The sequence below is a fragment of the Klebsiella sp. RIT-PI-d genome (assembly GCF_001187865.1).
In the GTDB taxonomy this organism is placed as follows: Bacteria; Pseudomonadota; Gammaproteobacteria; order Enterobacterales; family Enterobacteriaceae; genus Superficieibacter.
Genome location: NZ_LGIT01000009.1, coordinates 1,766,888 through 1,780,121, shown reverse-complemented (window position 1 = coordinate 1,780,121; position 13,234 = coordinate 1,766,888). Strand labels below are relative to the sequence as shown.

The window sequence follows — 13,234 nt, the reverse complement described above, 5'->3', positions numbered from 1 at the left end:
GGAGGAACTATGAAAGATAAGAAGGAATAGTCTGAATGCGGGGAAGTATGAAACCCTTTTCTGGCGGTAAAACAGGCACCTGACGCTGCAAGAGTGGCTGCCGTTTTGCCGGGTGGCGGCTTCGCCTTACCCGGCTTGCGAAGACTGAATAGTATTCGTCATTTATAGGCCTGTACAAGCGTAGCGCCGCCAGACCTATTGCGGCCCAGGTAAATCACCCGTCGAGGCAGGTCACCGGGTAAGTTCTTTACCTGAACATCACCTCTGCCCAGCGTGCCAGCCCTGCTGTTACCGAACCGAAATCATCGCCGCCGGCAACCGGAATTCCCGGTAAATACCCGGCAAGCGCTTTTTTGATCAGCGGAGAGCGGGCGCTGCCGCCGGTCAGATAAATAACGTCCGGTTTCTCCTGGGCATTGTCCAGCGCCAGATGCACCTGCTCCAGTATGCGGGCGAGCGGCTGACTGAGCGCCGTTTCCAGCTCCTGGCGGGTAATGGCGGTGGCCAGATCGTCGCTGATAAAAGGCAGCGTCGCCAGCGTGTGCGCACTTTGCGAGAGGGCAATTTTGTGTTCTTCGGCACTGCGTACCAGACGATAGCTCAGGCGCTGTTTCCAGACTTTCAGCAACAGCGCAACTTTATCGCCGTCGCGGGCATCACGCACCAGATCGTTAAGCATACGACCATTGGCGCTGCTGTAGAAATCACTCTGTGCCGGAACATCGTTAATCGCCACCGCGTTCCACCACGGCAGGATCGGCAGGGCGATGCCTTTTTCGGTCTCACCGCCCAGCCCCAGCAGCGGCATCAGGCTTTTAAATGCCAGCGCAATATCCAGATCGTTGCCGCCAATGCGACAGCCGCTATGCCCCAGCAGGCTGCCATCACGATCGCGTCGATGACGCCATTGTGGCCCCATCAGCAGCAGCGAGCAGTCGGTAGTCCCGCCGCCGATATCGACTACCAGCACGCGTTTCTCTTCTTGCAGGGTGGCTTCAAAATCCAGACCTGCTGCGACCGGCTCATACTGGAACACAACATCCTGAAACCCTGCGCGGTGAGCCGCACGCTCAAGAATGCCCTGGGCCTGGGTATTAGCGTCATCGCCGCCTAACCCCTGGAAGTTGATTGGCCGACCAATAACGGCCTGAGTTATGGTTTCGCTCAGCTGGCTTTCAGCCTGCTTGCGAATATGCAGCATCATTGAGCAGACCAGATCTTCAAACAGGGCGATCTGCTGAGGTTTCAGTCCGCTGGCACCGAGGAAGGATTTGGGCGATTTAACGAAGTAAACTTCTTGTGGGTCGTCAACGTACTGATGCAATGAGGCCAGGCCGAATTGAACACTGCCCGGCAGGACATCAATATCTTCATCGCGATTATAATTCATGGCGCGGCGCAGCAGCGCCTGCGTTTCACCCGGCGTCGCCGGAACATCATGATGACGGTAAAGCCACTCGCTGACCGCTTCACGCGTGGGTGCGCTAAGCATCGAGGGGAGAAGAGTACTGCCATTTTCCATTGTCAGCAGCTGTGGCGCACCCTCGCGCATCACAGCCACCGAACAGTTTGCCGTACCGTAGTCAAATCCGATAAACACGCGTAAATCCCCATGCCGGTGAAGAAGGGGGGCGACTTTAGCGAAATGTCAGCACAGCTGCAAGCCCGGCGGTGCGGGTCAGCGCTTTATTGCGCCTGCTTAAGTAGCGTAATCAGTTGCCCGAAAAGGGCATCGGCGCTCTTTTTATATCCTGCAGCGGAGAGATGTATCATATCAGGCCGGGCCTTATCTTCCGCAGACCAGCGCTCCATTGAACATGCGCCACCCATATATGCGCGCCAGTCCCAGAAAAGGATCTGTTGCTGTTCGGCAACCTCTTTCTGGATCTGTATCACTTTCATCAGACTCACCGGCTCACGCGTGCTACACGCAGATTGCGCTTTATTTTTTATACTGTCAGGCGGGCTAATGAGCAGGATCGCGGTATCGGGCATAGCCTCGCGGATCTGAATGAGCCGTTCTTCCAGCTGATGCCGGTAGAGATCGGGGTCGAGCTGGTCATTAAATGCTTCGTTAGTGCCGTAGGCCATGATTACCATATCGGGTTTTAGCGCTGCCAGAGGGACGAGCCAGTCAGATTGCCATTTTTTCCATGCCGAAAGCGTGGCTCCGTTAATCCCTGTTGCAGAGAAAATCACGCCCGGGCGCAGGGAGGAGATGAACCAGCCGCCCAGTTGAAGCTGCTTCTGACCCCTGAATGTAACATTCAGGGGAAACGTGATCTGTCTGGCGTCGGAGAACTGCCAGCGATCCTGTGTGTCTGGCAGTACCATAACGCCGTTGTGTGTCAGTGACAGCGCACTGATTGCGGAGGATTTATACAGTGCGCGAATACGATAATGCCCGCTATTGTCATCTTTCATGTTCAGGCTCACCGGCGCTGGACTCTGTAACGGCTGGGCAATCAGCCCGGTAAATGGAAAATCCTGGCGCGCATCTGTCCGCGTTGAATAAAGCTGCCAGAATTTGCCCGGCCTGCTGAAACTGACTACGTTGCTGCGCTGACCGGCTACGGTCATCGGGCTGACCATTCCGGGGCCACCGTCGCCAAAGCGTTGCTGAAAGCGCAGTCGCAGTTGGCCGGTAAAAATATCAGCCGCAGTATGCGAGTCGCCAAGTTGCAGAATGTGCACGCTCTGTTTATTGACCAGCAGCTTATCAGCCAGGCGATGAAGACTTTTATTACCGAAGGAAGCTAACGGGTTTCGGCTCGCCGTTTTATGCGCCGGTTTTGCCGGTTTCAGGGTGTTTTGATTCGCGACGTCTTTACATGAAAGCATGAGCAGCAGGCTTAACAGCAGGATCAGTGGTCGATAAAGCCGTAAAATTTTAGGGTTGTTCAACGGAGTTTTCCTTTTTTGCTTCTGCGCCTTCAACGACAATCATCGAAAGCACTCTGGCGGCAATCAGTTTTTGCGCATAGGGAGTAAAGTGAATGCCGTCACCGCTGCGGAGCTTAAGTTTGCGCCCGTCCTTTTCCTGATAATCAGAATAGGTGTCACCCTGATAACCCAGAATGTCATTGGCCGAAAGATAATATTGCCCGGCGTCGGAAACGGCTGAAGAGTAGAGGGTAGCAAGCCAGGCAACCCCTTCGGAGAGCGCTTTCTTGCGCATATTGGGCGGGCCTATCCATAACACGGGAATATGCTTTTGCTGCGCGCTTTGCAGGATAGTATTGATACGACTGCGGTACAGCTGTTCCCATTCCGGGGTTTTGAATTTGAGATATTGTCCGCCGCCATCCGGTTTCATGGACCACGGATCGTTGGGACCTAAAAACATCACCAGCAGTTCAATATCTGCATTATCGTGCAGCGTTTCGCTGATGGTGCGCGGCCAGTTAAAAAAACCAGGCAGCGTCAGACCAGTGCTCTGTTTACTTTTATTGATGCTTTGGATGCCATATTGTTTATTCAGCGCCAGCATGATGTGGGGGGCGACACCCTGCATCATCGAATCTCCGGCAAAAAAGACTTTACCCTGCGCGGTTAACACGATGTGGTCTTTGTCGTGCTCAGGGGCGAACGCAGCCGGGACGAGTTGTGCGGCGGCGACCGGCGGTACCGCTGTCTCAATAGTGGCGGAAACAATACGCGCGGCAACCAGCAGCGGCAGCGGCGGCGAAATGGCCGCGTCGGGGGTGTCGTCCAGCGCATCTGTGAAGGCGTTTTTGCTGGCATTAAAGGCAGCCAAAATCTTGCCGCCCTCCAGCCATGCCGGCTGCCTGACCACGCTCCACGGGGCATCCTCGTGAAACTCCTGTTGCCAGTAAAGCGTCAGTGAGCGCTGATTAAGCCAGACGGTCAATAGCGTGCTGAAGAGCATGATATAGACAAATTTATAGACTTTATAAAACTGCGAAATATTATCAAAAGTTTGCATAGATAAACTCCGGCAGACCCGCAGGTGAGAAAAAGAACACCGTAGTTAAGAACAGCGCCAGCGGGACCGGAAACCAGAACCAGGGGATTCGGCAGGCCAGCGCACCGAGTTTTATTCTCAAGGTATTGAACTGCGGATACACAATAAAGAAGATTAAAAAAACGCTAAGGGCTGATATTTCTGGTGCTGATGCTAGTGAAGAAAAGGAGAGATGGTTGAGGCCCGTGAGGATGGCACAGGCCGTTGAGAAATCCGTCGCGCGAAAAAATATCCATGCAAAGCAGATAAAGTGAAAGGTCAGCAGGCGCGAGGCCAGCGTTATTAGCGGACCCCTGCGCCGTGCCGGATAAAGGCGATTTTTATAATTTAAGCCCACCAGCCCGAGGCCATGGATCGCGCCCCAAAGAACGAAATTAAATCCGGTCCCGTGCCACAGGCCGGAGAGGATCATTGCTATCAGCAAATTGATATTCTTGCGTAAAAAACCGCGTCGATTGCCACCCAGTGGGATATAAATATAATCGCGAATAAACAACGATAAGCTAATATGCCAGCGCGCCCAGAATATCTGTAAGTTTTGGGCGCCGTAGGGAGCGTTAAAGTTAACCGGCAGTGTAAAACCGAGCAGGGCGGCCAGCGCAGTAACCAGATTGGTATAGCCAGAAAAGTTAAAGTAAATCTGCCATGCATACGCATATATCGCCACGAGCAGTTGCAGTGGCGTGGCATTTTCCGGCGAGTCAAATACCGCATTAACATAGCGTTCGGCAAGCCAGGCGCCGCACAAAAATAACTTCGCGATGGCCAGCGCCAGTAAGCACAGCGGCCTGCGAATACTGCTCAACTTACGCGGTGTTTCCCGCTCGATTTGCGGCAGAAAGTGGCTGGCGCGGTTGATTGGGCCGCAAACAACGCTCGGGAAGAAGCTGATATACAGCAACACATTGACCAGGCCTGCGGGTAGCAACTCCTTTTTAGCAATCGAAACGATATAGCTGACCGAGTGAAAAATATAAAATGAAAGCCCGAGCGGGACAATAATATCAATCAGCGGCAAATCAACATTGATGTTCGCCTGATAGAAGCTAAGTTGCAGATTTTCACGCGTAGCCGGATAGTATTTAAAGGTGATAAAAAAGGCCAGAATGAGCATGATGAGCAGCGTATACCCGACCCTGTGATAATTTGTTTTATGAATAAATATACTGATGATATATATCAATAAACTATATATTAATAAGGTGGCAGCCGAGCTAACTGAAAAGCAGGCAATAAAAGCATAGCTGGTAATAAGTAAAAGGCCATTTTGCAGTCGAGGCCAGGCGGTCAGCAGCCAGTACAGCAAAAAGAATAACAAGAAGAAATAACAGAAAGTCAGCGACAATATATTCATTATTTAGCCATCCCTGCTAAATCATGGTAAGGGCGCAGGAATATACGCTGCGGGCCTGACCGGATGCAACGGTTGAATGGAAGAAAATTTATTATATATTTGTAATGAATAATTTTTGTTTAAATATATATTTATAATTATAACTATCACGCCACAATGAGGAAGATAATATGTTCACCCTGCACTGGCAGCCGCCCTACGACTGGACGTGGATGTTCTCTTTTTTGCGGGCGCGCGCCGTTGACGGCATCGAGACATTCAGTGGCAACAGTTTTACCCGCAGCATGGTTGTTGACGGGTATCGCGGCCTGCTTACCCTGACACCTGTAGAGCAAAACCATACGCTGAAGGTTGAACTGACCGACGGGCTAATGCCGGTGGCCGACGAGTGTCTACAGCGCATTGAACGGCTGCTGGACCTTAATTGCGATCCGCACTGTATTGCCCGCGCGCTGGGTCCGCTGGCCAGTGCCAGACCTGGATTGCGCCTGCCGGGATCGGTTGATGCGTTTGAACAGGGCATTCGGGCCATTCTTGGTCAGCTGGTGAGCGTGGCGATGGCGGCAAAGCTCACCGGAAACGTGGTGACTGCCTACGGTGAGCCGCTGGCGGAGGCGCCGGAATATTACACGTTTCCGGGGCCAGAGGTTCTGGCCGCAGCCGATCCGCAACGTTTAAGGTCGCTGGGAATGTCGTTAAAACGGGCGCAGGCAATTATTCATCTGGCGCAGGTGGCACATGCCGGGGAATTTCCGCTGCGTGCGCCGGCGGATGTGGCGCTGGGGGTTAAAATGCTCCAAACGTATCCGGGAATTGGCCGCTGGACGGCAAACTATTTTGCCCTGCACGGCTGGCAGGCAACCGATATTTTTCTGCCGGATGATTACGCCATCAAACAGCGCTTTACCGGCATGACGCCTGCGCAAATTCGCCGCTATGCAGAACGCTGGCAGCCCTGGCGCTCCTATGCGGTACTGCACATCTGGTTTACCAAAGACTGGCAGCCGGAACCGGTTAATTGATAGCGAAATAGCTGGTATTAAGCAGCAGATCCAGCGGCTGAGTTTGCGCAATGGTATCGCCATAAATCAGGTCGATACCAATACCTGAAAGCGTATCCATCATCAGTGGGGTGTTAGTGGGTCCGGCGATAGTGCGCATTCCAAGACGGTGCGCATGTCCCTGGACAATCGTTACCATCATCTCATCCAGCAAATTAGTCTGCACATTTGCGACCAGTTCAGGATCGAGCAAAATATAATCTGCCACTGACGGCGTAAGATGATTAAACAGTTCAAGATCCTGATTAATATGGCTAAGAATAATCTTGCAGCCCGCCTGGCGTAATTTGCGCAATCCTTCATTGATCTGATGCCCATTACGCATAATCGCTTCGGAATGAATAATCAGGTGGAGCAGGCGTGCTGGCAGGGCGCTTTGCGCGAGGGTTTCCAGCAGCTCGTCCACCAGCGTCATACTGGTCAGGCCAGCCGTCGACAGAGGCAGGGTGATGCCTAACCCTTTGGCGGCAACGGCCTGCGCATGATGAGCAAAGAATTCAGTAAATATCCGCCGATCCAGGGCGTGGAGTAACTCCGGGTCGGAGAGTCCGGCGCGAAATGCCTGTTCTTCAATCATTTCACCTTCGCTGGTCCATAACCGCAGCGACAGCAGCCAGAAATGGCTGGTCTCCGGTATACGCGGGGAGGCCACGCTGCGGGCCATGATCATCAGCGCATTGTCTTTGATCATCGTCCACTGCTCTTCCAGCGCCATCATACTGCGTGCGCCGTGAGCCCGCTCCTGTTGCGCTTCATAAACGGTGACAATGCCCCGACCATGATTTTTGGACGCATAACAGGCGATATCGGCCTGCGACATCACCTCAGATGCCTGATCGTTGGTCTCATCGACGAGGGTAATGCCCGCACTGGCCCCGATACGATGCAGTCGACCTTCCCACATAAAGTGATAGTCATTGATCGCTTCAATAATTCTTCCGGCAATATAGCGGGCGCTCTCAATATTGCAATCCGGCAGCAGCAGGCCAAATTCATCGCCGCCAAGACGCGCCAGAATGTCGCTGGTCCGCAGCATACTGAGCATCAGTGAGGACAGTTCGCGCAGGAGCGCGTCGCCCGCTGCATGCCCCGCAGTATCATTGACTGCCTTAAAGCGATCGAGATCGATAAACACCAGCGCGTGACGCTGATGCGTCTCATGAACCGTTTGCAGCAGGCGTTTCAGATGGCTTTCAAAACTGACCCGGTTTGCCAGGTGGGTCAGCGCATCGTGGGAAGCGCTGTAGCTGAGCTGCCGCAGCATTTTACGCGATTCGGTCACATCCTGAATGACCAGCACCGATCCAATGGTTTGCCCATCGAGGGTACTGAGTGGAGTGATACTGTAGTGAATATCGTAACTGCCGCCGTTACGGCATTTTAATACCAGATCCTGCTCAATGGCTGAGCGGGACATATCTCCGCTATGAATATTCTCCATCAGCGGACCCTCATCACCAAAAGTGATGTGTAAGACCTGAAGCAGCGGCTGGCCCATAGCCTGCTCCTGCGTCCAGCCGCTCATTTTCTCGGCAACCGGATTCATAAAGCTCACGTGCATATTGTCATCGATGCAGACGACGGCCTCACCGATGGAATCGAGCGTAATATGCAGACGCTCTTTTTCCTGATATAGCGCTTCATTAAGCTGTTTAACCTCGGTCATATCCATGTTGACCCCCAGCAGACGTTCTACTTCGCCCTGGTTGTTCAACACCCTGCTGGCCAGAGAACGGATATGGCGTACGCCTTCTTTCACCTGAATACGAAATTCGAGCTTAAAGGGCGCGCGGCTGTGTAGCGCATCACGCACCGTTGTTGAAGCGCTGTCGCGATCTTCCGGGAGTAAACTTTGATACCACAGCTGCCAGGTGGGTTTGGTGTGCGGGGGGATCTCATACAACTCAAACATACGCTGATCCCAGCTAATCACGTCGGGTTCCAGTTCCCATTCCCAGATGCCGATACCGCCGGCTTCATTAGCAAGCGTAATGCGCTCCATCAGGCGCTTATTCACCCATTCGGTATGTTTAAGATCGGTAATGTCTTCTATTTGCGAGATAAAATAGAGCGGCGTACCGTCTGCATGCCGCACCAGCGATACCGCCAGTAACGCCCATACCACTTCACCTTTACGGTTGTAATAGCGTTTTTCCAGTGAGTAGCTGTTAATTTCGCCGCGCACCAGCATATTCAGCTGATCGAGATCGGAATTAAGATCTTCCGGCCAGGTCAGTTGCTGAAAGGTGAGGTTGCGCAGCTCTTCCTGGCTATAGCCGAGAAAACGGCACAGAGCTTTGTTAACCTGGAGCCACTGTCCCTCGGTGCCGACCAGCGCCATACCGATGGCGGAATACTCCATTGCATTGCGAAAACGCTCTTCGCTTTCAGTAATGTGCTTACGCTCGGCGCGAAAAGCATACATCACCATGGTCATAATATTTGCCGGAAGTAGCATCATCAGGAAAGGCAGCCATGGCGCATTGGTCATCGCAGAAATGTGCGTTGCCGTTAAATCGCGCGGGTTAGTCGCCATGATCATGGAGACCAGCATGATGGTCAGCAGGAAAACCAGAAATGCTTCCATGCGCGGTAAACGTACTGCGCTCCACATGAGCAGCACAATAATGCAGGTGAATGGCCACGGCAGATACAGCATTGCCCCTGCACTAAGCGCCAGCGTTGCCGCCAGGGTGACCAGCGTCTCCACCAGCATTCGCGGTTCCCGGTGGCGCAGCAAATAATGCGGTTTATACAGTAAGCCCAGCGGCACCAGCGCCAGCGCGGCAATTGCCTCGGACAGCGTCCAGACAAGAACGATTTGTAGCGTAGGGCCGCCGTTGGCCAGCGGCAGGATCAGCAAGCCACCCACCAGCGGCGGAATAATCGCACTGCCGACAGCCAGCCGAATCCAGTCACCAAGGCCTTTCAACGGGTTATATTGTGGAAGCAATTTTCGCAGCAGCAGTGCGCCAATGACGGCTTCAACGATGTTGATGCAGGTGTACCACAGGTTCAGCGTGTGTAGCGGATTGACGATGAGCGATGCGCCGATGCTGCCAAGCGAGCAGGCAATGGCGATGCCCGGCCAGACTTTACCGGCATGGCGGTAAAATGCCACCATCATGATTGCCGTTGGAAACCACAGCGGTGCGATAAGCGTGCCAAAACGGGTCAACTCAAGCGAGAAGAGCGTAAAAATGAAGGTTAACAGCCCCAGGCTGATAAAACGCATCAATGGATGCGTCGGAGTGATTAATACTCGCTGGTACGGTTTCTTCATTACCATTCTATCCGCCAGGCTCTGCTCCAGGAGCAAGCCCGGACGTTAAGATGTCAAATTGGGATTATGCTAGTACAAACAATTTACAATTCCTATGGTACCTGCTCATAATTTGACATCATAAAGATATTAATTAATGAGTCTGGTTAAAAAAAGACGAAACTGCCTCATAATTAAGCATAAAAATTTGACTAAGGGTACGTCATTGGCCATTAAGCCGGGTCTTAAACCATTACGTGTATTCGACTGGTATCATCACGCACAAATCCCTATAATTGCCGCGTTTGGCGCTTCGGCGTCGCCCTCCCTTACATCCAGGTTAATCAGGTCGCTAAATTTATGACTGATAAGTCTCATCAGTGCGTCATCATAGGCATCGCAGGCGCATCCGCATCAGGTAAAAGTCTCATTGCCAGCACGTTATACCGCGAATTGCGTGAACAAGTCGGCGATGAGCATATCGGCGTTATTCCAGAAGACAGTTACTACAAAGATCAAAGCCATCTGCTCATGGAAGAACGTATCAAGACCAACTATGACCATCCCAGTGCAATGGATCACAGCCTGCTGTTCCAGCATTTACAGGACTTAAAGCGCGGAACGGCTATCGAATTACCGGTGTATAGCTACGTTGAGCATACCCGCCTGCCAGAAACGATTCATGTCGAGCCAAAGAAAGTGATTATTCTGGAAGGCATTTTACTGCTGACGGATGCTCGCCTGCGTGAGGCGATGAACTTTTCGATTTTTGTCGATACCCCGCTGGACATCTGCCTGATGCGCCGCATCAAGCGTGATGTTAACGAACGTGGACGCTCAATGGATTCGGTAATGGCGCAGTATCAAAAAACGGTTCGTCCAATGTTTCTGCAGTTTATCGATCCGTCGAAACAGTATGCTGACATCATTGTGCCGCGCGGCGGTAAGAACCGGATTGCCATTGATATTCTGAAAGCCAAAATTAGTCAGTTTTTTGAATAAATCCCGCGAATTGTGTAACGTGCAGAGAGTTTCTGTTAATCCCTTATGCTCAATGGCGTGAGGGCACGCTGCACGAAAGGAGAAAGCGCATGCGTTTGTGTGACCGAGATATTGAAGCCTGGCTGGATGCAGGCCGTCTGTCGATTAATCCCCGTCCACCGGTGGAGCGGATCAGTGGCGCGACGGTGGATGTGCGTCTGGGCAATAAATTTCGCACATTCAGCGGACACACCGCTGCGTTTATCGATTTAAGCGGGCCGAAAGCGGAGGTCAGCGCGGCGCTTGATCGCGTGATGAGCGATGAAATTGCCCTGGCAGAAGGCGACGCCTTTTATTTGCATCCCGGTGAACTGGCGCTGGCAGTGACGCTGGAGTCGGTAACGCTACCTGCCGATCTGGTGGGCTGGCTCGACGGACGTTCATCGCTGGCGCGTCTGGGGCTGATGGTGCACGTTACGGCGCACCGCATCGATCCCGGCTGGTCAGGATGTATTGTGCTTGAATTCTATAATTCCGGTAAGCTGCCGCTGGCACTGCGTCCGGGAATGTTGATTGGCGCATTAAGCTTTGAACCGCTTTCCGGTCCTGCAGCGCGTCCCTATAACCGCCGTGAAGATGCGAAATATCGCGATCAGCAGGGTGCTGTCGCCAGTCGTATTGATAAAGACTGAGTTAACGCGGTGTAACTGAGGAAGCCATGAGACGAATTCTGACGACGCTGATGATCCTGCTGGTGGTACTGGTTGCCGGTCTCTCTGCGTTAGTGATGCTGGTGAATCCGAACGACTTCCGCGCCTATATGGTGCGTCAGGTTGCTGAGCGTAGTGGCTATCAGCTTAAACTGGATGGCCCGCTACGCTGGCACGTCTGGCCACAGCTGAGCATCATCTCCGGCAGAATGACGCTGACGGCTCCCGGAGCCAGTCAGCCGTTGATTGCCGCTGATAACATGCGCCTTGATGTGGCGCTGATGCCGCTGCTTTCACATCAGTTACAGGTTAAACAGGTGATGCTGAAAGGCTCAGTGATTCAGCTAACACCACAAACTGAAGCCGTGCATGACAACAATGCACCGGTTGCGCCACGGGTTAATTCGCTGCCGCAGGTGGCTGAAGATCGCGGCTGGTCTTTTGACATCGCCGGTCTGCAAGTGGCCGACAGCGTACTGGTGTTTCAGCATGACAGCGATGAGCAGGTCACGATCCGCAACATTCGTCTCAAAATGACCCAAAATCAATATCACCAGGCTGATGTTGATTTCTCAGGCAATATTACCCGCAATCAACGTGATTTAGCGCTGTCGTTGCAGGCCCAGGTCGATGCTGGCGACTATCCGCATCTGCTTACCGCCACTTTCAATCAGCTCAACTGGAAGCTCCAGGGAGCCGATTTACCTGCGCAGGGCATCGGCGGGCAGGGTACGCTACGCGCCCAGTGGCAGGAAGAAGAGAAAAAAATTGCCTTTAGCCAGCTTAACCTCACCGCCAGCGACAGCGTTCTGCGCGGTGAAGGGAGCGTGGTGCTGGGCGATCGGCCGCAGTGGTGGCTTAATCTCCAGTTCGATAACCTCAACCTTGATAATCTGCTGTTACGCAGCGATGCGACAACCGCAGCGCACGTCGATCAACAGGGACAAAGCCAGAAAAATCCGCCGCGCCCGGTGATAGCATCGAGCGGTGACGAGGCGGATTACCGCGATCTGGCCGGGTTCGATGCGCAACTGGTGCTAAAAGCCAAACAGCTACAGTGGCGCGGAATGCCCTTTTCTCAGGTGAGCACGCAGATGACTAATCAGGGCGGACTGCTTAAATTTAATGAGTTGCAGGGTAATCTGGGAAGCGGACATATTTCGCTCCCCGGTTCGCTGGATGCGCGTAAAGCCGTTCCTGTGGCCGCGTTCAGGCCACAGCTTGAAAATATTGAAATCAGCACGCTGCTAAAAGCATTTGATTACCCTGTTGCCCTGACCGGTAAAACCCGCCTGAGCGGCGAATTTTCCGGCAGTAAAATCGATGCTGCTACGTTTCGCCGGGAATGGCAGGGCAAGGCTCAGATCAGTATTACCGACGCTCGCGGTGAAGGGCTTAACTTTCAGCAGCTGGTGCAGCAGGCGGTGGCACGCAGTACCAATGTGCAGGCTCAGGAAGACTACGAGAGCGCCACGCGTCTTGATTTACTGGCCAGCACCATGACATTCAATAATGGTAAGGTAAATCTGGACAGTATCACCGGGCGCTCACCGCTGTTGTTGCTTGACGGCCAGGGGACGCTGGACCTGCTTCAGGAGGAGGGCGATGTACTATTTAATATTCGCGTTATTGACGGCTGGAAAGGCAATCCTGAACTGATTGCCCTTCTGAAAAACACCGCCATTCCGCTGCGCGTTTACGGCAAATGGCAGGCGCTTAATTACAACCTGCAAATCGATCAGGCGTTGCGTAAACATCTTCAGGATGAAGCGAAACGACGGATCAATGACTGGATCGAGCGTAATAAAGACAGCCGCGATGCGCAGGATGTGAAAAAGCTGCTGGATAACAGGTAGCGCGTTACGTTATTGCCGGACAGGA

9 protein-coding genes are annotated in these 13,234 nt (G+C 52.9%); 4 read left to right on the top strand and 5 right to left on the bottom strand.

Annotation, left to right across the window (positions count from 1 at the left end; genetic code table 11):
• Positions 1 to 247: 247 nt before the first annotated feature.
• From yegD to AC791_RS14760, 4 genes are all read right to left on the bottom strand, one after another.
• The gene (gene yegD / locus AC791_RS14775; protein ID WP_049841166.1) at positions 248 to 1,600 is read right to left on the bottom strand and encodes a molecular chaperone; all 1,353 of its coding nucleotides are present in this window, start codon (positions 1,598 to 1,600) and stop codon (positions 248 to 250) included.
• A gap of 86 nt (positions 1,601 to 1,686) precedes the next feature.
• Positions 1,687 to 2,904, bottom strand: a complete 1,218-nt coding sequence (locus AC791_RS14770; RefSeq protein WP_049841165.1) for an SGNH/GDSL hydrolase family protein — start codon at positions 2,902 to 2,904, stop codon at positions 1,687 to 1,689.
• Positions 2,891 to 3,946, bottom strand: a complete 1,056-nt coding sequence (locus AC791_RS14765) for a DUF459 domain-containing protein (protein ID WP_049841164.1) — start codon at positions 3,944 to 3,946, stop codon at positions 2,891 to 2,893. Before AC791_RS14765 ends, AC791_RS14770 begins: the two co-directional genes overlap by 14 nt.
• A complete protein-coding gene (locus AC791_RS14760) occupies positions 3,933 to 5,099 on the bottom strand; it encodes an MBOAT family O-acyltransferase (protein WP_339374365.1) in 1,167 nt (388 codons plus the stop codon). The genes AC791_RS14765 and AC791_RS14760 overlap by 14 nt, the downstream gene beginning before the upstream one ends.
• A 410-nt stretch (positions 5,100 to 5,509) precedes the next feature.
• Here AC791_RS14760 and alkA point away from each other — a divergent pair, with 410 nt between their 5' ends.
• Entirely contained in the window at positions 5,510 to 6,361 is an 852-nt protein-coding gene (gene alkA, locus AC791_RS14755) for a DNA-3-methyladenine glycosylase 2 (RefSeq protein WP_049841162.1), read from the top strand.
• Here alkA and AC791_RS14750 read toward each other — a convergent pair.
• The gene (locus tag AC791_RS14750) at positions 6,354 to 9,683 is read right to left on the bottom strand and encodes a diguanylate cyclase (RefSeq protein ID WP_049841648.1); all 3,330 of its coding nucleotides are present in this window, start codon (positions 9,681 to 9,683) and stop codon (positions 6,354 to 6,356) included. The genes alkA and AC791_RS14750 overlap by 8 nt on opposite strands.
• 339 nt (positions 9,684 to 10,022) lie before the next feature.
• Between AC791_RS14750 and udk the strand changes: the two genes are divergently transcribed.
• The 3 genes from udk (at position 10,023) to asmA (ending at position 13,209) form a co-directional block, all read left to right on the top strand.
• The gene (gene udk / locus AC791_RS14745) at positions 10,023 to 10,664 is read left to right on the top strand and encodes a uridine kinase (RefSeq protein WP_049841161.1); all 642 of its coding nucleotides are present in this window, start codon (positions 10,023 to 10,025) and stop codon (positions 10,662 to 10,664) included.
• An 89-nt stretch (positions 10,665 to 10,753) separates the two neighbouring features.
• Positions 10,754 to 11,335, top strand: coding sequence for a dCTP deaminase (gene dcd / locus AC791_RS14740; RefSeq protein ID WP_049841160.1), 582 nt, complete (start codon positions 10,754 to 10,756; stop codon positions 11,333 to 11,335).
• Positions 11,336 to 11,361: 26 nt separating this feature from the next.
• Positions 11,362 to 13,209 (top strand): outer membrane assembly protein AsmA, encoded by a 1,848-nt coding sequence (gene asmA, locus AC791_RS14735; RefSeq protein ID WP_049841159.1) that lies wholly within the window; start codon positions 11,362 to 11,364, stop codon positions 13,207 to 13,209.
• Positions 13,210 to 13,234 lie beyond the last annotated feature (25 nt).

Excerpts from the sequence above, each read along its gene's own strand:
- AC791_RS14765 (WP_049841164.1), bottom strand. The coding sequence starts at position 3,946 with ATGCAAACTTTTGATAATATTTCGCAGTTTTATAAAGTCTATAAATTT.
- AC791_RS14760 (WP_339374365.1), bottom strand. The coding sequence starts at position 5,099 with ATGCTCATTCTGGCCTTTTTTATCACCTTTAAATACTATCCGGCTACG.
- alkA (WP_049841162.1), top strand. The coding sequence starts at position 5,510 with ATGTTCACCCTGCACTGGCAGCCGCCCTACGACTGGACGTGGATGTTC.
- AC791_RS14750 (WP_049841648.1), bottom strand. The coding sequence starts at position 9,683 with ATGAAGAAACCGTACCAGCGAGTATTAATCACTCCGACGCATCCATTG.
- udk (WP_049841161.1), top strand. The coding sequence starts at position 10,023 with ATGACTGATAAGTCTCATCAGTGCGTCATCATAGGCATCGCAGGCGCA.
- dcd (WP_049841160.1), top strand. The coding sequence starts at position 10,754 with ATGCGTTTGTGTGACCGAGATATTGAAGCCTGGCTGGATGCAGGCCGT.
- asmA (WP_049841159.1), top strand. The coding sequence starts at position 11,362 with ATGAGACGAATTCTGACGACGCTGATGATCCTGCTGGTGGTACTGGTT.